This is a genomic window from Sulfitobacter sp. SH24, assembly GCF_965641895.1.
GTDB classification, from domain to species: Bacteria; Pseudomonadota; Alphaproteobacteria; order Rhodobacterales; family Rhodobacteraceae; genus Sulfitobacter; species Sulfitobacter dubius.
The window spans coordinates 1,869,324-1,888,756 of the sequence record NZ_OZ282575.1 but is presented as its reverse complement, the minus strand read 5'-3'; the positions used below and the strand labels follow the sequence as shown (position 1 = coordinate 1,888,756).

General features: G+C 58.2%; 17 protein-coding genes and 1 pseudogene. 10 read left to right on the top strand and 8 right to left on the bottom strand.

What is annotated here, in order from left to right; translation table 11 throughout:
* Positions 1-375: 375 nt before the first annotated feature.
* From ACSQ16_RS11935 to ACSQ16_RS11920, 4 genes and pseudogenes are all read left to right on the top strand, one after another.
* Entirely contained in the window at positions 376-2,253 is a 1,878-nt protein-coding gene (locus ACSQ16_RS11935) for a hypothetical protein (RefSeq protein ID WP_435988502.1), read from the top strand.
* Positions 2,254-2,678: 425 nt separating this feature from the next.
* Positions 2,679-2,780, top strand: a pseudogene (locus ACSQ16_RS11930) (integrase core domain-containing protein); the annotation flags it as partial.
* A 203-nt stretch (positions 2,781-2,983) separates the two neighbouring features.
* Entirely contained in the window at positions 2,984-3,238 is a 255-nt protein-coding gene (locus ACSQ16_RS11925; protein WP_435988501.1) for a helix-turn-helix domain-containing protein, read from the top strand.
* Positions 3,239-3,280: 42 nt separating this feature from the next.
* Complete coding sequence (locus ACSQ16_RS11920; RefSeq protein ID WP_435988500.1) at positions 3,281-4,582, top strand: hypothetical protein; 1,302 nt, start codon at positions 3,281-3,283, stop codon at positions 4,580-4,582.
* Between the two features lie 169 nt (positions 4,583-4,751).
* Here the strand turns inward: ACSQ16_RS11920 and ACSQ16_RS11915 are convergent, their stop codons facing one another.
* From ACSQ16_RS11915 to ACSQ16_RS11905, 3 genes are read right to left on the bottom strand one after another with little or no spacing between them, the layout of a single operon-like run.
* On the bottom strand, positions 4,752-5,258 hold the full coding sequence (locus tag ACSQ16_RS11915) for a TRAP transporter small permease (protein WP_349581406.1): 507 nt from the start codon (positions 5,256-5,258) through the stop codon (positions 4,752-4,754).
* Between the two features lie 3 nt (positions 5,259-5,261).
* Positions 5,262-6,296: a TRAP transporter substrate-binding protein gene (locus tag ACSQ16_RS11910; protein ID WP_435988499.1), complete on the bottom strand. Its 1,035-nt coding sequence runs from the start codon at positions 6,294-6,296 to the stop codon at positions 5,262-5,264.
* Positions 6,297-6,331: 35 nt separating this feature from the next.
* Positions 6,332-7,627 carry a TRAP transporter large permease gene (locus tag ACSQ16_RS11905; RefSeq protein ID WP_349581408.1) on the bottom strand — a complete coding sequence of 432 codons (1,296 nt, stop codon included), beginning with the start codon at positions 7,625-7,627 and terminating at the stop codon, positions 6,332-6,334.
* A gap of 534 nt (positions 7,628-8,161) precedes the next feature.
* Between ACSQ16_RS11905 and ACSQ16_RS11900 the strand changes: the two genes are divergently transcribed.
* The 4 genes from ACSQ16_RS11900 to ACSQ16_RS11885 all read left to right on the top strand — a co-directional run bounded on the left by ACSQ16_RS11900 (position 8,162) and on the right by ACSQ16_RS11885 (position 11,663).
* The gene (locus ACSQ16_RS11900; protein WP_435988498.1) at positions 8,162-8,347 is read left to right on the top strand and encodes a GntR family transcriptional regulator; all 186 of its coding nucleotides are present in this window, start codon (positions 8,162-8,164) and stop codon (positions 8,345-8,347) included.
* A complete protein-coding gene (locus tag ACSQ16_RS11895; protein WP_435988797.1) occupies positions 8,337-8,606 on the top strand; it encodes an FCD domain-containing protein in 270 nt (89 codons plus the stop codon). The genes ACSQ16_RS11900 and ACSQ16_RS11895 overlap by 11 nt, the downstream gene beginning before the upstream one ends.
* A gap of 1,013 nt (positions 8,607-9,619) precedes the next feature.
* Positions 9,620-11,002 (top strand): sulfite dehydrogenase, encoded by a 1,383-nt coding sequence (gene soxC / locus ACSQ16_RS11890; RefSeq protein ID WP_349581411.1) that lies wholly within the window; start codon positions 9,620-9,622, stop codon positions 11,000-11,002.
* A complete protein-coding gene (locus ACSQ16_RS11885) occupies positions 10,989-11,663 on the top strand; it encodes a c-type cytochrome (protein ID WP_349581413.1) in 675 nt (224 codons plus the stop codon). Before soxC ends, ACSQ16_RS11885 begins: the two co-directional genes overlap by 14 nt.
* A 424-nt stretch (positions 11,664-12,087) precedes the next feature.
* Here the strand turns inward: ACSQ16_RS11885 and ACSQ16_RS11880 are convergent, their stop codons facing one another.
* The 4 genes from ACSQ16_RS11880 to ACSQ16_RS11865 form a co-directional block, all read right to left on the bottom strand.
* On the bottom strand, positions 12,088-13,359 hold the full coding sequence (locus tag ACSQ16_RS11880; RefSeq protein WP_349581415.1) for a TRAP transporter large permease: 1,272 nt from the start codon (positions 13,357-13,359) through the stop codon (positions 12,088-12,090).
* Positions 13,356-13,982 (bottom strand): TRAP transporter small permease, encoded by a 627-nt coding sequence (locus ACSQ16_RS11875; RefSeq protein ID WP_349581417.1) that lies wholly within the window; start codon positions 13,980-13,982, stop codon positions 13,356-13,358. Before ACSQ16_RS11875 ends, ACSQ16_RS11880 begins: the two co-directional genes overlap by 4 nt.
* A 16-nt stretch (positions 13,983-13,998) precedes the next feature.
* Positions 13,999-15,006 carry a TRAP transporter substrate-binding protein gene (locus ACSQ16_RS11870; protein WP_349581420.1) on the bottom strand — a complete coding sequence of 336 codons (1,008 nt, stop codon included), beginning with the start codon at positions 15,004-15,006 and terminating at the stop codon, positions 13,999-14,001.
* Between the two features lie 125 nt (positions 15,007-15,131).
* The gene (locus ACSQ16_RS11865; RefSeq protein ID WP_349581421.1) at positions 15,132-16,346 is read right to left on the bottom strand and encodes a CaiB/BaiF CoA transferase family protein; all 1,215 of its coding nucleotides are present in this window, start codon (positions 16,344-16,346) and stop codon (positions 15,132-15,134) included.
* Between the two features lie 130 nt (positions 16,347-16,476).
* On the opposite strand from ACSQ16_RS11865, the gene ACSQ16_RS11860 reads away from it, so the two are divergent.
* Complete coding sequence (locus tag ACSQ16_RS11860; protein ID WP_349581422.1) at positions 16,477-17,397, top strand: hydroxymethylglutaryl-CoA lyase; 921 nt, start codon at positions 16,477-16,479, stop codon at positions 17,395-17,397.
* Positions 17,394-18,119, top strand: coding sequence for a GntR family transcriptional regulator (locus ACSQ16_RS11855; RefSeq protein ID WP_349581424.1), 726 nt, complete (start codon positions 17,394-17,396; stop codon positions 18,117-18,119). Before ACSQ16_RS11860 ends, ACSQ16_RS11855 begins: the two co-directional genes overlap by 4 nt.
* A 434-nt stretch (positions 18,120-18,553) precedes the next feature.
* On the opposite strand, the gene ACSQ16_RS11850 is transcribed toward ACSQ16_RS11855, so the two are convergent.
* Entirely contained in the window at positions 18,554-19,408 is an 855-nt protein-coding gene (locus tag ACSQ16_RS11850) for a VOC family protein (RefSeq protein WP_349581426.1), read from the bottom strand.
* Positions 19,409-19,433 lie beyond the last annotated feature (25 nt).

The window sequence follows — 19,433 nt, the reverse complement described above, 5'->3', positions numbered from 1 at the left end:
GTGGCGAAAATAGATGAAGAGGGGAGTATCTGGTGGTCATCAACCTTCTGTAATTGAGCTGGGCGCGGCCGTTCGCAGTCTGGCAGAGCTGGATGAAGCAAATGCGTTCGTGTTTCACAGATGCTTTCAGCAACATGAACCGCTTTGTCTTGAAGAGCCTTCCTTATGTGTTGCTGCGGTGGGAACCTGTGACGACGCGTATCATGTTCGGCGAATTTTTTCTTAAAAGGAACTACGTCTCGGCTGATGTCGCCGCTCTATGTCCGTCCATATGTGAAGGCACATAAGAGTATTGAAGCATGTCCGGCCGTAACCCGCTAAGATTTGTCGCTGCATTTTTTTCTGTGAACTGCCTGACGGACATAATTCCCCGGGATGCAGCATGTATCCCCCGGCGAATTCGCCCAGCCCAGCCACATTTCAGACCTCACTGCTGAGGATTACTTCAATCGGCTACATCCAAGAGGCTGTCGAGGCCGTGCAGCAGTTTTCATTAAATCGCCCAACGGCTGTGTCGAGACCCGTTCGCTTGATCGGAATACGCTGCTGAACCAGATGCCTTCGTTCCTTGATCAAACCAGTTACTTGACGCTCAACAGATTCTGGTTTGGTCGCCGAGGCAAGTCCCTCGCTGCCTTCAATGCTCTCTACGTCGATCTGGATTACTTCAGCACGCCGCAATGGCGGGGGAAAACTCCAGATGAAGTGCAGGCGGCATATGCTGCAAAGCTTCTGAGCTTAAATGTTCCGCAGCCTTCGATTATTTCTCAATCAGGTCGTGGTCTCGCGGCTATTTGGCTAATCCGAGAAATACCAGCCGCAGTGCGGCCACGATGGCAAGCTGCCATGAATGCACTTATCGAAATCTCCGCGTCGTTCGGCGTGGACAAAAACTGCAAAGATAGTTCGCGTGTGTTCCGCATCCCTGGAACCATCAATGAAAAGGTGGGAAAGGAGGTCCGTGTAAGCGGCGGGACCGGCGTCCGCCACAGTTTTGATTGCCTTGCGGATCAGTTCTTCGATTCTGTTGGGAGGCCGCGCCGGTATCTGTTTGATGAGAGGAAGAAAACCAGAAGGGGTCCGAAAACTACGCCGCAGAAGGTGCCAGAGGGGTTGACGCAATCTCGGCGCTTCAAGCTCATCTTGTCGGACCTCGAGACGATAAGGAGCGCTCATGGTGGCCGCATCCAAGAAGGTCTTCGCAATACATGGCTGCACCTCTACGCCACCTGCCTGACTCACCTGCATGACGTCGGTGACATTGAGAGGGAGGTGAAGACGATGGCGGCCATTGCCACCCCCGGGCTTGAGCCTTGTGAATCCACTGCAATTGCAAATGATGCCCTCGAGAAAACTAAACATCCAGCTTCCACAGGTGCTCCTGGAAACGAAGGAAGATACTACTACTCAGGTGCGACGATTGCAGAGAAGCTCGATGTTTCAGCAGAAATGGCTCGTGACCTCGATCTCAAGCAGATCATGCCTGAAGAAGAAAAGAAGCACCGCAATGCCGCACGCGAAAGGCAGAGACGCGCAAAAATAGGTGCAGTTTCCAGGGAGGAATATCTTGTTAGGAACAACGCTACACGAACTGAGCCTTGGCGTGCCCTCGGTATTAGCAGAAGCAAGTATTACGCGCTGAAAAGCTCTAAATCGCTCGATGAAATAGAACCGCGGTGTTCGTGGACAGGTCCGTGTCCGCTACAGGGGCGTAGCCAGGTCCGTGAGGCTGAGGCAGAGCAGAATATTGGGCCTGAAACTTCAGCCCTGGATCTGGATCAAGAACAACACGAGGAAGAATGCGCGGCCGGAACGGAATCAGCAGCGGAAGGCAAGCGAGCTGAGAATTGCGATGAGTTTGCAAGAAGCCGAGAGAGAAACAACACGTTGGGTGGGCCCGAGGGCGCGAAGATGGTCCTGGATAGGGGGAAGTGTTCTATCTGGGAAAGCCTGATGCAGGCTGGGTCTCCCGCCGCCCTTTTCGTGAGGGCAGCAGAAAGCCAAGCCCGCCCCGATTTCAACCGAATTGAAAGCCTGAGGGCTTTGTATGGAGCATTTCGAAAAGGAGTGTTCTGCGATCTTGCAACCCAGGGCATCCTGCCGCGGGCACCGAATGGAGAACATCATGTTCGATACTCCAAAGACAGCCACCGGGCTGCATCGCTTTGCAGAAGTTCATCAGGAAGCCCCCCAGAATGCGGCACTTGCGCAGGTTGGGCGCAGAGGGCTACGCCAAGCGTGAGATCTCCCTGAGATCTGTGGCCTCGCTGCGTTCCGCGCCAGTTTAAGCCAAAGACCCCAGCACAGCGCGGACATTCCTCAACCCCGCGATAACACTGATGCAATGTGCCGTTGCGGTCACTCCCGCGACGTAATTAGTTGCGCGGGTGCACCTCCTAATAAAATGCACGCAGTCGCACTAATATACGACGGACCTTAATTGGGTTCGTTCACAACCTGCAAGCTTGATCACTGCTCCCAATTCGCCGGAAGCTGGTAATCTCCGACTCCTCATACTTGGAGCACAAGGGGTTGGAGTTCAGGCTGTTACCCGCCGAAGGGCTGGTGGCGCCATCGAGCCCACGCATGATCGAGAATACTCTGGCCAATGTGCTGCGCCCTGCCGCAGCGCAGATACCGCACAAGTCCTGGATGATGGTGCGGAGGTGAACCGTGAGCCTGTGCAGAATGCCTTTGTGGAGAGCTTTGACGGGCGCTCCGTGGCGAATGCCAGAACGAGCACCGGTTCCCACCCCTGCACCATGCCCGCCAAGTGATTGTAACAGGGCACGACTACTACAACTATCACTGCCCGCGCACATGCCTCGACGGACTTACCTGCGGGAGTATCACCAACGGCCGGGCGAACACCAAACGCTGAACAGAGCATACCTATAAACGCGGCCTTCGACAGGAGCCGGTCAGACCCGCAGTTGCAATCAAACCGATACTGACTTTTTCGCTTCGCTCTGACCTCCTGTTCATGAATGAAGTCATGACAGAACCCGAAGCCGCCCAATACCTGAGGTTGAGCACGAAAACGCTGCAGCGTCGCCGACGTGATGGCCAGATTGCTTACATCCGAGACGGGGGTATCCGTTACTTGCTGCCGGACTTGCAGGCTTACCTTGAAGCTCGTCGCACACCGGTGACGACATCCCCGCCGCCGCCGCAGAAATCGAAGTATCGAACAGCTATGACGCGCGACCATGACGTGGTCGACTTGCTCTTTGGGTGATGTTGTTGTTATCCAGTGAGAAAGTCACGGGGTAACTGATGCATGAAGACAATTGAGAAAATCGGTCGGTTCACCATAGCTGAGAACCGGTGCGCACTCTACTTGAGGTGGTGGGATCCTGACGCGAAAAAAATTAGAGCGGAGCACCTTCATGCGGCAACTCTCGAACAGGCAAGAAAGCTTGCAAGGGAGCGCATGAAGGTCGTCTTGGATCGCACTGAGACCATTCGACCTGACAGCGGCGATGATCCAACGTTCAGTGAAATTTGGCTCGGCTTTGAGCAGGACAAGCGGAAGCAGCTTGCGGCCGAACGCTTTCGTCTTTTGGAAAACCGTAGAGAGCTATACTTCAAGCCGCATCTTTGGAACGTCAGGATGTCCAAGATGGGACGTGCTCTTCGGGCGCTGGTGAAGGGTATGGAAGAGGGGCGGGTCCGTCCCAAGAATGCCAAGTCGAAGCTAAAGACCCTGACGCCGGAGGGCAAGCCCCGGCTGCACCCCAATACTATCGCTGACATTATCGGCAGCGCGGTAGAGGCCTGCAAACTTGCGCAAAGCGACAATCTAACGATTCATCAGCCGCCGAAGATCCCTTTCATCGCAGGGGTCACAGCGCCGGAAGATCGTAATCCTAAAGGCCGATACATCACCTTCGAGGAACTGGGCCTGCTGATCGATACATGTAGGCGGCCACACATTCTTGATCTTCTCCTTCTCGACATTGGTTGCGGTGGTCGGATCGGTGCGGTGGCGGACATGACGGGGACGAAGGTTCGCATTGACCTTGGTGTTATTGATCTTCTGGGGGAAGGTTTTGTCGAGACGAATAGGCGAAAGAGCACCCCCATTATTCCGGTTACTGGTCCTATGGAGCGTATCTTGAGCAGACTGATTGCAGCACATGGAGACGGTTTTCTTATTCATGAAAGCGGCGGGCCGATCTCAGCAGGGGCTCGTAATTTTACGCAAATTATTCAGAGATTGGTGGCGCGAGCGCATTCGGGCAGAACGTCGGATCAAATCAAGCGGAAAGTGCTGGAACCAACCGAACAAGGGAACGTAAATTGGTATTCGATTAGACGCACATTCGCCGACTGGCTCGACGAGAGGGTGAGCGATGCAGCGATCAGCGCAGTTATGGGGCATTTTGAGATATCATCTCGGACCAGGCGGCAACTTTTTGAGGCCGGAAGCCCTACCACCGACCTCTACAAACGCCGAAAGTTGGGGCCGGTCCTTGAAGTTGCGGCCGTTCTCGATGCAGAGTGGTGGCCTTCCATCCAGCCATTCACAAGTGTAGACCTTCGACATGAAGCTTCAAAGTTGATGCAGGCTGATGCATGAAGGTTTTTAAGTAATTGATATTGCTAAATCTTATGACTAAAGACAATCGCGTGCATGCTGAGGAGGACTGCCGCAGCCTGGCCGTGTAACAAAAGGCAGACCGCTGATCTGCCCCGAGAGGCACCGCGCCGCTCGCTCGGGCCACAGCGCGGGTTAGGTGGAGCGGGGGTCAGTCCCGCGCTTGCTTGCCCGCCGCGCCTGTTATCGCATTCATAAGGTCTGCGAAAAACTGCAACCCCAGCATGGTAAAGCCCAAAGGCAACAGCGCATAGGGAAACACCATATAGGTGCCAAAGCTGGAGGAGACCCGTTCACCATATTCCCATGATTGTGCGGTGATCAGCACGCCGCGCCAGGCCATGACGCCGCAAAAGCCCATGCCGGCCAGGCCAATCAGGGCCTGGCCAGCCCGCTGGACGCGCGGGCCCATCGCGTCTGAAAAAAATGAAATCGCGATATGGTCCTTGGTCCGCTGCACATCGGCTGCGGTCATCAAGGCGACATAGACAATTAAAAAGGTGTTGATCTCCAAAGACCAGGAGGTCGGCGCCGTGAAGACATAGCGCATGATCGCGTCATAGCAGATCGTGATGACCATAAAGGCCAACACGATCTGCCCGCCGATCTGCGCCGCACGGACAATGCCGGAGAACCCTCGCGTGACGGCGCCGACCATGGGTTAGGACGCCTCGCCGAGGGCCAGCGCGATGGCGCGCTCGCCGACGTCTTTGCCCACTTCTTCAATCCACGCCTGACGCACGTCTTCTGCGGACTGATTGAGCTTGGCAATGTCGTCTTCGCTGGGCTCGATGACCTCGATGCCTTCTTCTTCCATCATGGGCCAATATTCATCGGGGTAGATGGAATTGTTGGAGTGCTCAGCCCCATGTTCGTCAAACCACATGGCGGCCTCTTCAAAGGCGGCTTTCTCAGCTTCCCCCATGCTGGCCCATTTGTCGGTGGTGACAAAAAGACCGATGCCAAAGGAGGTCATGGGCAGTTTATAGACATGGTCGATCTGCTCTTGCAGCGACCGGCCGACCACGGTGGAGATATTGGCAACGGCCGCATCCACCGTGTTGCGCTGAAGGGCCAGATAGAGCTCCGAGGAGGGGATGCGCACCGCCGCCGCGCCAAAGCCTTCGACAACTTTGGTGGCTTCAAAGCTCACAACCCGCAGTTTTTTGCCGTCCAGATCGTCCAGTGAACGTACCGGGGCCGCTTCGGTCGACCAGATGTATTCTGGCTCAAGGATATTGCCCATCATCGAGACCATATAGAGGTCTTCTTCGGCCAGTTGCTCGTTGATAAAGTTAAACAGCGGGCTGCCCTTTTTGAGGCGATCGGGGTTTTCATAAAGTGCGTCGACCACGCCCGGCAGACCGGTGATGCCCAGAATGGGGATCGAGCGGGTCACATAGCTTGTAGTGTGGAACATAAAATCGATGGAGCCCGCGCGCAGCGCGGGCAGCTGTTCATCGGCTTTCAGCAGCTTGCCGCTGTCGTAATAGTCGACCGTTACCGCGTCTGAGGCATTCAGCCGCTCCACAAAGCCAGCAGAGCCATAAGACAAAGCTTTGTAGCTCGGCGGCAGGTAGGACACGCCAGTCAACTTCGTCTCTGCAAGGGCGGCCCCTGCGCTCAGGCCAAATGCCAGGCTTGCGCCAAATAGGGCGGCGCTCGATTGCAGAAACTCTCTACGGTCAATGGTCATGGGTCTTTCCTCCAGTGTTGAGCTTGCGTTTTTGGTTAGAGCAGACTGGGCAGCCAAAGGCTCAGTTGCGGGAACAGAACAAAGATCATCAAAACGACGAATTGCACGGCGACAAAGGGCAAGACCGAGCGAATGATTGTCTCAATGCGCAGCATGGGGCAGACCCCGCGCAGCGCATATAGGTTCAGCCCCACAGGTGGGGTGACCACCGCGATCTCAAGGTTCATCACCAATATGATGCCAAACCACAGCGGGTCATAGCCCATGGTCACGATCAGCGGCAGTAGGATCGGAGTGGTCACAACGATCAGCGAGACCGCATCCACCAGCATCCCCAAGATGATCAGCGCGAGCATCAAGATCACCAGGATCGTCCAATCCGGTAAAGGTGTGGAGACCAAGGCTTCGGTGATAAGCTCAGGCACCCGCACCAGGTTCAGATAATCGCCAAAAATGCGCGCACAGCCAATGATCAGCAGGATGGTGCCGGAGACTTTGACCGAGTTTTCCAGAATCCGCATCGTGGACTTGAGCGTCAAAACCCGAAAGATACCGGCGGCGATTAAAAAGGCCCCCGCCGCACCAAAGGCGGCGGCTTCTGACGGGGTGGCAAAGCCAGAATAGATCGCCCCCAGCACAATGAAGATCAGCAAAAGCGCGTGCCAGATGCCGCCCAAAGCCTTAAACCGGACCGACAGGGCAGGTTTGGGGCCGGTGTCGCGCGGCGCTTCTTCGGGGTTCAGTGTGACCCGGGTATAGATGTAGAGGGACAAGGCCAGCGCCAAGGCGATGCCGGGCACAATGCCGCCCACAAAAAGCGCGCCCACGGAGACGCCTGAGACGGCCCCGTAGATAATGAAAGGCACCGAAGGCGGGATGAGCATGGCCAGGGCGCCAGAGGAGGCGACCGATCCGGCGGCCAGACGCTCTGAATAGCCCCGCGCGAGCATTTGCGGCACCGCAATCGAGCCCACGGCCGCCACGCCGGCGACAGAGACGCCGGAGACTGCGCCAAAAACGGCAGAGGCCCCCACGGTGGATATGGCCAAGCCCCCTTTGAGCCATTGCAGCCATAACGCGGCGGCTTTGAAGAGATTAGCCCCCACCGGGGTGGCGCCCAAGAGATTGCCCATAAGAATGAAGAGCGGCAAAGCGATCAACTCAAAGGAATTGAGCTGCCCGAAGAATGAGGTGGGTGCAAAGAAAAATGCGATAGGGCCGCGCGCCATCCAAAGCCCCAAAAGCCCGCTGGTACCCAAGGCGAGAAAGATAGGCGCCCCTGCTCCGATGAGCGCAAGCAGAACAATCACGACGAGGGTGGGCTCGATCATGCAGCCACCTGCCGGGTTTTGACTTTTGTCACTGACTTCCTCCCCAGATCCAACCGCGCTTGGCGATCGAAACACGTATTTTTAAAGGATCTTGGACGCCTCTCCTGCATCGGAAAGACGTCCCGACTCCCCCCATCTCCCGAGGAGCATCAAACCAGAAGGTCGTACAGTTTGGTATACCTTTTTTCAAAGAAACGGGTTTTTATATAAAGAAGTTTCTTTTTCGGGAGTGGAATGAATACAAAACTGTGACAGACGCGGCGGGCGTGAGTTGGCTTAAAACACTACCTGAATACTATGTTGCGCCTTGTAGGTTCCGTATCCTTTTGCACGAGAGGGTCTAAAAGGGGCGGTCTCGGATCGATACAGGTACTGCGCATTATGTGTACAACGTAGGGCCTTCCCGGGTGGCAAAGGGAGATGAGGTGGAGTTGGATTAGGCGGACAATGCTTAATGCCGGATGACGCAGTAAAGCCTGGGGCGGCAGTGCTTGCCTATAAAGCCATCCGCAGCAGAATTCTGAAAGGCGATCTGTGCAAGGCCAACGCCTAACGGGACAGGCCGTGGCGCTGGAGTTGGGGTTTAGCACAGCGCCGGTGCGGGATGCAAATCACCGTTTGATCCATGAAGGCTTGGTGGAGCGGGGGAAGGGCTACAGCACCCGGGTGGCGAAGTTTCCCGAAGACGAGCTGGAGGAGATTTTTTCAAATCCGGCGTAGGCTGGAAAGCTATGCTGCGGGGCGCGCGGCCAAACCGGCCTCGCCCGAGCAGATTGCCGAGCTTCAGACGCTGGCCGAGCGGATGCTGGCGTATACCCCGTCTAAGTCCCCAGATGACTACCGGATCATTTCCGTGGCCAATGAAGCCTTTCACCGCACGATCTATGAAGCGGTCTGTTCGCCGCGGCTGATGACGGTGATTTCTGTTGCGGTGGACATCGGTGTTGTAGCGCGGACTTATTACCTCACGGGGAAGTGAATCTTTTGCGCAGCGCGGAGCATCACCGCGAAATCATCGTTGCGATAGCGGCAAGATCGCCTGAATGGGCGGCTAATGTGATTTCAGCACATGTACTGGCCGCGGCCGCCGCGGCGATGCGAATTGCACTGCGCGGGGATGGCTCACCAGAGTAAGGCGGTCGCTACCGCCATGGTCTGAGCCGAAGAGAGTTATCGATCGGGCAAAGTTGTTGTCGGTAGAAGGCTTGAAAGCCTCTATCGCGGGCATTCGATGGGCGGCATCAAGTATTTGGTAAGGCTGAGATGGGCCCTTCAGTAGGCGTCGACCTTGTCTCCGACACCTGGAAGCTCGGGGGACCCTATTGAACGCGCAATCGGCGTAGATTAACTCGAAATTAGAGTTGATACTTGTCCAAGCTGTATGTGCGGCTTTCGAAAATTTGGTCAGGGGTTTCGACACGAAATGCCACCACAGCGACAATATATTTCAACGCAGAATGCATGATGAAGTGCCAAGGACTGGTCGCCCTGCCTGCGTTCTTCCAAACGGAACTCTGGCGTAGGTGCGTCTCCAACCCGTCTTTGAGGTTCTGGATTTCTGAACATGCTTTTGCTTCAGCCAGGCTTCATGCGACCGAGCGTTCTTATCCAATCGCTTGCTGGTTTCCTCATAGTTGTTTCTGGACTGCTCAAAGTCGCCTTTCTCCGATCGGATCATAGCTGCGGCGAGGCTGCGCCTAACCGGCGCGGTGTGCATTCCGCTGCATCTTGGGGGAGCCAGCGAAAACAGTCCAGCAAAAACCGCTGGTTACTGCGAAGGAGCCCCATGTCTGTAGAGAAATCGGCACGCTTTTTCCTGGAATGAACTCCTGGTGCTGGGGGCCGTTCTGCAGCGTTTGGGGAGGGCGGGTGCTGTGCTGGAATTTCTCCCTAAGAGGGAAAATAAGTTGCCATAGCAATTAAGTCTTCGCATTATGTTTCCAAACGGAGCGTTTTTCGCTTCGAGAACATGTTATTTCAGGGAGGGATGATATGACGCATGACGACCGGTTCCCGGCTTCCAGATATGGCCCGGCAGAACGACATATGGCCGAAAGCCTGGTCGAATTAGAGAGCCAGCTACTCAACCCCGACCAAGATGAAGATTGCGACTGCAAGGAGGGCATGTTCAACGGGTTGTCCCGGCGCGGCCTCTTGTCTGGCGGGCTGGCCATGGGCGGCGCCGCGTTTGTGGGCAGCCGCGCTGCGGCAGAGGTCCCTCCCGGTGCGTATGACTATTTCGTTCAGCCCGATCCAACAAAAGAGCAGGGCAGGACCATTCTCGAAGATGGTGGCTATGGTTCCCGCTCGCAATTTGAGAACGAAGTGCGCTGGCGCTACCCGACAGCGAGTTTGGACTCCAGCTGGTCGATGACACCCTTGGGGTCAAGCCACGGCATCATCACGCCTTCAGGGCTACACTTCGAGCGCCACCACGGTGGCATCCCCACGATCGACCCGGAAACCCATTCGTTGATCCTTCACGGTATGGTCGATGAGCCCATGCGCTTCACTATGGATGATCTCAAGCGACTGCCCGCGGTAAGCCGCATCCATTTCATCGAGTGCTCGGGAAACGGCCTTACCGAATGGGTCAAGCCAACGCTGAAAACAGTGCAGGGGACCCATGGCCTGACATCGACCTCCGAATGGACCGGCGTGCGCCTGTCGACGGTGCTTGAGATGGCTGGCATCAAGGGCAATGCCACCTGGATCCTCGCAGAGGGCGCAGATGCTGCAGTCATGACGCGTTCGGTGCCGATCGACAAAGCCATGGACGACGCCATCCTTGCCTATGCGCAAAATGGCGAGGCGCTGCGGCCGGAGCAGGGCTACCCGCTCCGGCTTTTGCTGCCGGGCTACGAGGGTAATACGCACATCAAGTGGTTGCGGCGCCTGGAAGTAAGCGACAAGCCCTTCATGACCCGCGAAGAGACCTCGAAATACACTGATCTCATGCCTGATGGCACGGCGCGCCAATTCAGTATGGAGATGGACACGAAATCAGTTATCACCTTTCCCTCTGGCGCGATGAAGCTGCCGCGGGCCGGTTTCTACGAGATCACTGGATTGGCGTGGTCCGGCCGAGGCGCCATCAAGCGCGTCGAGATCTCCGTCAATGGCGGCAAGACCTGGCAAGAAGCCAAGCTCGAAGGACCGGTCCTTCCCAAGTGCCACACGCGGTTCAGACTGCCCTGGACCTGGACTGGTGAAGAGGCTGTCATTCAAAGCCGAGCTGTCGACGACACCGGTTCGGTCCAGCCAACCCTTCAGGAGTTGGTTGAGGTGCGCGGCACCAAGTCCGTCTACCACCTGAATTCCATTCAAAGCTGGCACATTGCAAAGGACGGGGAGGTGACCAATGTTCACGCATAAACTGCTGCTCATCGGGGGACTGACTTTGGCCGGCTCTATTGCTCTTGCCCAGAGTAATTCTGAAACCCGGACGTCCGCCGCACTGCCCGACATCATTGAAGAGACCGGTGAACGCGCGCCTCAGCCCGTCCCGGTTTCAAGTTCGGAAAGCAACATCGGGCTGGCTCCTGAAAAAAACCGGTTTGGTATTGGAAGACCCGCATCCAAAGAGGAGGTCGCTGCGATCGATATCGACGCAATGCCAGACGGGAGAGGGTTTCCCGAAGGCAGTGGAACCTACGCGGAGGGCGCGGAGATCTATGAGTACGAATGCTCTTCGTGTCATGGGGAAAACTTGGAAGGTATCTCAGAGCTCGGTGCTCCGAAATTGATCGGGGGGCGTGACAGTCTGGCGAGCGACAAGCCCATTAAAACGATAGAGAGCTATTGGCCTCATAGCTCGACGCTCTTCGACTATGTGCATCGCGCGATGCCGTTACACGCACCCGGGTCCCTGACGGCCGACGAGGTTTATGCTGTGAGCGCCTTTATCTTGGGGCGCGCGGGTATCACCTCTAATGAACCGGATTCGGTGCTCGATGCCGAAACCATGCCTAAGGTCGTGATGCCCAACGCCGATGGGTTCGTGCCTGACCCGCGGGACGGCACACCCGGGAAATAGGAATCAAGCCACTCCTACGACCGCCTATTCCACTTCGGGGTGCAGGTAAGCTGTGCCAAGGACTCGAAGCGCGATTTCCGCTTCGAGCTCCTACTGGTTTCAAATACAAATATTCTTAATTGGAGATTCGCGGTCGGCGCCCCGAACTGGCCTTACCGGTCATGGACTCCCATGTTTTGCGGCGGCACCGCGGTCATTATGGGAAGCTACTCCGTAGCTAAATTGACCTAAGTCCCAAGTTTCCGCCAGCATTGCGCGGTTTTCTTGGGGGTCGCGCTGCTACCCATCTTTATGAGCGCCAAACTTCAAGGTTGATGAAGATCTGAAGCGAAAAACGGGCAACAGTCTCCTGTCGCCCGTGTCCTACAATTTGGAATATCTCGAAGCTCCCGGCCGGTTTTTCCGTTGTCTCGTCGCCTGTGCGTCAAAGCTTTCCGGGCAGCCAAAGCGCGATCTGCGGGAACAGCGCCAGCAGCACTGCGACGCCAAGCATCATCAGCACGAAGGGCAGCACGCCCTTGACCACGGTCGAGAGGGGCGTTCCTGCAATCGCCTGGATGACGAACAGGTTGAGCCCCACCGGCGGTGTGATCAGCGCGATCTCGATCAGCAGCACGAAGTAGACGCCGAACCAGATCGGGTCGAGGCCGAGCCCCAGCACTGTCGGTAGCAGCACCGGCACCATGATCAGCAGCATCGACATGCTTTCGAGGAAGAGGCCAATGAACAGCAGGATCAGCGACACGATAATGATGAATCCGAGCTGGCTGGGGACGTGAGTCTCGAACACCTGCGCGATTTGCGCGGGCAGCTGGTAGAGCGTGATGGCTTTGCCGAAGATCTTGGCGCCCACGACAATCAGGAAGATCACCGATGTCGTTTTGACGCTGTCCTTCACCGCGTGGAGGAAATCCTGCCAGCTCAGGCTGCGCTGCACGACGGTGATCAGCAGCGCCATGGTGGCGCCGATGGCCGAGGCCTCGGTCGGGGTGAATGCGCCTGCGTAGATACCGCCCAGCATGACCACGGCCAGCAGGATGGTGGGGAAGGCGCGCGAGGTGGCGGCCATGCGCTCAGACCAGCTCGACTTGGGGCTTGCTTCTGCCTGGCTTCCGAAGGCCGAAACCAGAATGGTGTAGATCGCGAAGACGGTGATCAGCAGGATGCCCGGGCCGACACCTGCCAAGAACAGCTTGCCGATGCTTTCTTCCGCGATCACGCCGTAGACGATCAGCGGGATCGAAGGCGGGATGAGGATGCCAAGCGTACCACCCGCTGCGAGAAGGCCCAGCGTGAATGAGGGCTTGTAGCCGCGGCTGGTCATCTCAGGCACGGCCACGGTGCCGACGGTGGCCGCCGTGGTGACCGAGCTTCCGGAGATTGCCGAGAAAATGCCGCAAGACAGCAACGCCGAAACGCCGATGCCGCCCGGCCAGTGGCCGACCCAGCTCTGAACCGCGCGGAACAGGTCACGGCCCACGCCGCCGCGCAGCAGGATGTTCGACATCAGCAAAAACAGTGGCACCGCGAGCAGCACGAAGTCGTTCAGTGAGCCAAAGAGGTTGGTGGGGATCAGCGCAAGGGGCAGGCCTTTGAGTACGATCAGGCCAGTCCCGAGCGCCGCCAACGAGAAAGCCACGGGCAGGCCGGTGAGCATCAGTAGCACCAGGACGGAAACGATGTAGACGGGGATCATTTGCCCTCCTCGGCCAGACCGTGTACCTCGGCCTCTTCGTGCGATATGAAGCTGGGAGCCGGCCGGAAAGGCAGGCGGACGAGATCGGCAAACGCCTGCAGCGCGAGGCAGGCATAGCCCGCGATGATCGGCGCCTCGGCGAGCCATTCAGGCATCTGCAGCATGGTGGGCTGGCGGCGGCCCGTGGCGACGCTCTCGATGAACTCGCCGATGCACAGCCAAACGGCCAGGACCGCGAAGCCGCCCACCACCAGCAGGGTGAAGGCCTGGCTCAGTTTGCGCATGGCGGGGCGGGCATTGCCGACCAGCGCGGTGATGCGGATCATGGCGTTGGTGCGCAGGGTTTCGGCCATCGCGATGAAGGTCAGCCACATCATCAGCGTGGTGCCCACGTCGGAGGTCCACCGCGTCGGTGCACGGAAGATGTAGCGGGCCGTCACCTCGTAAGCGAGGATCACCGCGATCACCACGATCATCACGGCCCCAATGCGTGCCGCCGTTACCGAGATCAGGTCGGCAACCTTCAGGACCCTCAGAGGCTTCGGCAACGTGCGGTGCTTCGCCTGCGCCGGGGCGGGGCCGGCGCTGTACCGGCCCTCATCGTTTGTGGTGTCATGCATCATGAAACCTGGCCGGGGCTCAATGGAGGGCCTGGACGGCATCTACCAGGTTCTGCGCGGTCTCGCCGCCGTCCTCGATAAAGACGCCCACCGCAGGGGCTGCCGCTTCCTGCCACGCCGCAAGCTGCTCGGGCGTGAGCTCGGTCACGGTAGCCTTGCCGTCTGCAAGCCATTCCTGCGAGGCGACGTTGTTGTCCTCGGTTTTCTCGCGCAGGTCCTGCTCGGCGGTCATCGCGGCCTCGGTGACCCATTCCTTTTCCTGGTCCGAGAGGTCCTCGAAGAGATCGTTGTTGATCACTACGATGAACTCGGCCAGCGAGTGGTTGGTCATGGTAACGTTGTCCATCACCTCGTACAGGCTGCGCGATTGCACAGCGGTGGTGCCGCTCATGCCGACGTCGACTGTACCGCGCTGGTAGGCCATGAACTGCTCGGAGCCGCCGATGACCACCGGGGTACCGCCCACGGCGTCGATGAAGTCGCCCGAGGGCTTCCCCATGGCGCGCACCAACAGGCCGTTCATCTGTGATGGCTCCGTCAGGGGCTCGTCCTTGGACAGCAGTTGCACCGGGCCATAATCCTGCCACCACAGCACCCTGGTGCCGGTCTCGCCGATCATGGCGTCGAAGGTCTGGCGGAACTCGCCCTCGGGATCGGCAGCCTTGGCCAACACCTCGTAGCTCGGGAACAGGAACGGCACCGAGAAGATGCCGGCGGCGGGGATGGTACCCGAGTACTCGTCGGCCAGCACCACGCCCATGTCGATGGCGCCGCTCGCGACGGCCTTGGGCACTTGGCTGCCCTTGTAGAGCTGGGCGCTGTCGTAGATCTCGACGTTCATCTCGCCACCCGAGATCTTTTCAAGCGCGTCCTTGAAGGTCACGACGTTGGCGCCGATCGGGTGGTTGGTGGCTACCTGCACCGTAGCGCGCAGCGTGCGCTCGGCCATCGCTGTGCCGGACGTTGCGATAAGCGCAGTGCTGGCCAGCAGCAAGCCGGTGAACAGGGTGCTCTTCTGGGGTTTCATGCGTATTTCCTCCCTTGATGCCCGCGGGCTTATGCCTCGACGGTTTGCCCGGTCTGGGCGGTTTGGCGGCCGGCGGATCTCCTCCAGACCCGTCCCGCGCGCAGCTATTTTGCGGTTCGTAGCGCTCAGACGATTCCTGCGGCGCGTAACTCCTCGATACGATCTTCGGTGGCGGACAGGATGTCACGCAGCACGTGATCCGTGTGCTCACCAAGATCAGGGCCGGCGTGGCGCACGGCACCCGGGGTCCGCGACAGGCGCGGGGCTACGTTCTGCATCCGGATCGAGCCGAAGTCCTTGTGCGGCAGCTCTACGATGGCCTCACGTGCCTTGAAATGCGGATCCTCAAGCATGTCGGCGGCAGTGTAGATTAACCCGCAGGGCACGCCGTTTCTTTCCAGCAGGTCCTGGAGCGGCTCCAGGTCGATAGTCTTGGTCCAATCGGCGATCATGCCGTCAAGTTCAGTCATGTTGGCGCCGCGTGCGGTGTGCGTAGCGTAGCGGTCGTCGGTGGCCATCTCGGGCCGACCCATGGCGGCGGCGAGGCGACGAAACACTGTGTCCTGGTTGGCGGCGATCAAAAGCATTTTGCCGTCGCGGGTCTCGAAGACGTTCGAAGGCGAGATGTTCGGCAGCGTCGCACCGGTCCGTTCGCGGGTGTAGCCGCCCACGTCGTATTCACTGACAAGGCTTTCCATCATCGCCAGCACAGATTCGTAGATGGCACTGTCGACCACCTGTCCCTCACCGGTCTCGTTGCGGTGATGCAGCGCCATTAGCGCGCCCATGCAGGCGTAGGTCGCTGCCAGCTCGTCACCGATAGAGATGCCTACGCGGCTCGGCGCGGTGCTGGGATCGCCCACGACGTAGCGCAGCCCGCCCATCGCCTCGCCGATGGAGCCGTAGCCGGCGCGCGTTGAGTAGGGGCCGGTCTGGCCGTAGCCGCTGACCCGCACCATGATCAGGCGCGGGTTGATCGCCTTGAGCTCCTCGTAGCCGAGGTTCCAGCGCTCCATCGTGCCGGGGCGAAAGTTCTCAACCAGAATGTCGGTGCTTTTGATCAGCTCCTTGACCAGCTCCTGGCCCTCGGGCGTGCGCAGGTTGATGGTTAGCGACTTCTTGTTGCGGGCCACCACGGGCCACCAGAGCGACTTGCCGTGCGGCTTCTCTTGGCCCCAGACCCGCATCGGATCGCCGAGGCCGGGCTGCTCACACTTGATTACTTCCGCGCCGAAATCTGCCAGAAGCTGCCCGCAGAAGGGGCCTGCCAAGAGTTGTCCCATCTCAAGTACACGAATGTTAGAAAGCGGTCCTTGCCGCGTCGCGTCTGCCTGTTGCATCCGCTGCCCTCCCGTCTGTCGTTCCGCAGTCCGGCCACCACTTGCCGGAAGACTGCTCTTGCCAGCAATGGATACATTATGAGATGAAATGTAAACAGAGAAATTCGCGTGCTGGTGTGTGAGGTTGATTATGAGCGTAGAAAAAGTTGAAATTGTTGAAGTTTCACCGAGAGATGGTATCCAGAACGAAAAGCACATTTTAAAATTGGATGCAAAATTACTTTTGGTTCAGCATGCGATTGCTGCGGGTGCACGCAGGATCGAGGTCACCAGCTTCGTGAACCCGAAGAAGGTTCCGCAGATGGCCGACGCCGAGGATCTGGCCGCCATGCTGCCGCGCGGGCAGGCGCGCTACATCGGACTCGCGCTGAACCGGCGCGGCTTCGACCGGGCGGTCGCGGCGAAGCTTGACGAGGTGAACTTCGCCGTGGTGCTGAGCGAGACCTTCAGTCGCCGAAACCAAGGCATGTCGACAGAGGATGGTATTGCGCTCTGGCATGACGTTGCTCGCGTGGCCGAAGGGCAGATCTGCGCCGGGCTGACACTCGCGGCGGCCTTCGGTTGCCCGTTCGAGGGCGAGATGTCTGTCGAGCGCATGATGGCGGTGTTGGAGAAGGCGTTGAAGATAATGCCCGCCGAGCTGACACTGGCCGACACCATCGGTGTTGCGGCGCCTTCGGACATCCTCGAGCGTGTGGATGCGGTGAAGGCGCGCTGGCCGGACCTGCCGATCCGCTTGCACCTGCACAACACTCGCAACACCGGCTTTGCCAACGCTTGGGCCGGGCTGCAGGCGGGTGTGCGATCGTTCGATGCTTCGCTGGGCGGGGTAGGCGGCTGCCCCTTCGCGCCGCGAGCCACCGGCAACATCTCAACCGAGGATCTGGCCTACATGCTGGAGCGGGCTGGGTACGGGACAGGCTGGAACATCGAGCGCGCCACCGAGGCTGCCCTTTGGCTTGAGGCGGAGCTTGGCCACGATGTGCCGGGTATGGTAATGAAGGCCGGAACCTTTCCGTCTGCCAGCCAGCAACCTATATCAGCTGTATGACCCGTTCCTCCGTCCCACCCGCGCCTGCAGCGCCCGATACGCAGCTCGCGCAACCTGCCGCACCGAAAGGTCCGGCAGCAGAACAGGCCTACGAGACGATCCGAGACCGGATCTTCTCGGGGGGCCTGAGCGAGGACGACCGGGTGACGGAGGTGGATCTCGCAGAGAGCCTGAACATGTCGCGGACACCTGTGCGAGAGGCGGTGAAGCGGCTGCTGCTCGAAGGCCTGCTGACTCGTGATGCCGGGCCGGGACTGCGGGTGGTGGCGCTGGCCGATGACGAGATCATGCAAATATTCGAGATCCGCATGATGCTTGAAGGTTACGCCGCACGTCGGGCCGCCACCCACGCGCTTCCGGAGGAAGCCGCCGAGCTGCACCGGCTCGCCGAGCTGATGGCGCGCCACGTACCGCCGCGCTCCGACGAAGACTTCCGCATCATGTCGGAGGCCAACGAGGCTTTCCACAACCTCGTGCTCGAGGCTGCGCGGTCGTCACGGCTCAAGGCGATGCTCTCGGTAGTGGTGCACCTCGCACTTGTGGCGCGCACCTTCCGCATGTACCGGGAAGAGGACATGCGGCGCTCAGCCCGCCATCACCTCGAAATCGCCGACGCGATTGTTGCGCGCGCGCCCGACTGGGCGGCGCTGGCAATGACCACCCACCTGCAGGCTGCCGCTGATCTCGCGAAGAAGGAGCTGGACCGGGCGGATGAGGGATAGCTGTCAACGTAGGGGCTAACTTGTGTGTGTGCGGGCGGGGAGCCCGTCCAACTCTGGGCTGAACGCCACTGATGAAATTATTTATTGACGAAAAGGGAAGGGGGCCAGGCGAGGTGAGCCATTTCGTACCATAGGCACACGCCTTGCCTGGCAATCAAGAACTAAGCATGCTTTTTACGTGTTAATCGCATCTGGTCTTTCCGCCGTTACGAGCGGAAAGACGGGAGCCTTGAATTCCCTGCAGTGGGCGCTCTCTTGCGGCCGGCTAAATTTGTTATTGGCCGGAATGGCCAGCCTTGTAGGTTTGCGAGATTTTGATCCAGAGACGGACGAAAGGACCGGAGAGGTTGGAGAGCTTGATTAACCATTCGCTCGCGCAACAAACCTACCCCTGTTAGCGGGTGTCTTTGTCTGATTGTCGGTTTCCCTTGAGTTCAAACGAACTCCAATAGAATCCCTGAGGAGTTTTGAGGGCAGAGATAAACACTCCCTAAACTGACAGAGTAGGGGATCTGAGACTCAGTTAAGAATGCTTTAAGTCGTTCGGTATCGCTTGTTTTAATTCTTATTCCAGCAAAGGCACCTCGCGCGGTCGAGTCAAAATCTGCGTCAGGAAAAAGTTTTGCAAGTTTTTCTTTAGTAAATAGCAAAAGCGCTGCTGAGTTCGGGCCCGTTGCTACATTATAGCAACCCTCGCTCTCTGAGACGCTGCCGTGGGCCCAAAGTCGGGCAAATTTTAGCGCATCCTGTTCCGGGGTATCTGATATGGCGAGCACCGCATCGAGGCCACAGGCGCCATTCGGATGATCAAGGAGTTCGGGCATCCAAACCACATCAGGTGTCTTATGTTCGCACATAAAAACCGATCCGAAGGGCACCTCGCTTGGAGAAAAGGTCAACGTAGAGAATGAAGCAACTTCCTCCGAACCATCTGGGCGTGGAACGGGGCGTGAAAAACTGTTGAGCTCCTGCGTTTTTAAGCCAAGGTCAGCCAAACCATTTGCAGCAGCATTTGCATTTTCGATCCTGCAGGAAATCGCATGCAATCCCTCCCCCATCGTGGCCAACATCTCACGCCGTGGGGCATTGACCTCAGTCTCAGCAATAAATCCAAGTATTTCAAAGTAATCTTGTGGGAACATGATGGTGTAGTTTGCTGAACCCTTTGCCTTAGAATGCGTACCTCTGGGGGAGAGCCTAAAGCCCATTGCGCGATACTTTTCAGCTGTGCTGTCAAGGTCCTGGGTCAGAGCGACGCAGTGATCAATGCCGGTAACGGGGTGGAACATTTTAAAAGATCTCCAGTGGGTATTC

Coding starts and splice junctions, on each gene's coding strand:
- ACSQ16_RS11935 (WP_435988502.1), top strand. CDS start 376: ATGCAGCATGTATCCCCCGGCGAATTCGCCCAGCCCAGCCACATTTCA.
- ACSQ16_RS11925 (WP_435988501.1), top strand. CDS start 2,984: ATGAATGAAGTCATGACAGAACCCGAAGCCGCCCAATACCTGAGGTTG.
- ACSQ16_RS11920 (WP_435988500.1), top strand. CDS start 3,281: ATGAAGACAATTGAGAAAATCGGTCGGTTCACCATAGCTGAGAACCGG.
- ACSQ16_RS11915 (WP_349581406.1), bottom strand. CDS start 5,258: ATGGTCGGCGCCGTCACGCGAGGGTTCTCCGGCATTGTCCGTGCGGCG.
- ACSQ16_RS11910 (WP_435988499.1), bottom strand. CDS start 6,296: ATGACCATTGACCGTAGAGAGTTTCTGCAATCGAGCGCCGCCCTATTT.
- ACSQ16_RS11905 (WP_349581408.1), bottom strand. CDS start 7,627: ATGATCGAGCCCACCCTCGTCGTGATTGTTCTGCTTGCGCTCATCGGA.
- soxC (WP_349581411.1), top strand. CDS start 9,620: ATGACGCATGACGACCGGTTCCCGGCTTCCAGATATGGCCCGGCAGAA.
- ACSQ16_RS11885 (WP_349581413.1), top strand. CDS start 10,989: ATGTTCACGCATAAACTGCTGCTCATCGGGGGACTGACTTTGGCCGGC.
- ACSQ16_RS11880 (WP_349581415.1), bottom strand. CDS start 13,359: ATGATCCCCGTCTACATCGTTTCCGTCCTGGTGCTACTGATGCTCACC.
- ACSQ16_RS11875 (WP_349581417.1), bottom strand. CDS start 13,982: ATGATGCATGACACCACAAACGATGAGGGCCGGTACAGCGCCGGCCCC.
- ACSQ16_RS11870 (WP_349581420.1), bottom strand. CDS start 15,006: ATGAAACCCCAGAAGAGCACCCTGTTCACCGGCTTGCTGCTGGCCAGC.
- ACSQ16_RS11865 (WP_349581421.1), bottom strand. CDS start 16,346: ATGCAACAGGCAGACGCGACGCGGCAAGGACCGCTTTCTAACATTCGT.
- ACSQ16_RS11860 (WP_349581422.1), top strand. CDS start 16,477: ATGAGCGTAGAAAAAGTTGAAATTGTTGAAGTTTCACCGAGAGATGGT.
- ACSQ16_RS11855 (WP_349581424.1), top strand. CDS start 17,394: ATGACCCGTTCCTCCGTCCCACCCGCGCCTGCAGCGCCCGATACGCAG.
- ACSQ16_RS11850 (WP_349581426.1), bottom strand. CDS start 19,408: ATGTTCCACCCCGTTACCGGCATTGATCACTGCGTCGCTCTGACCCAG.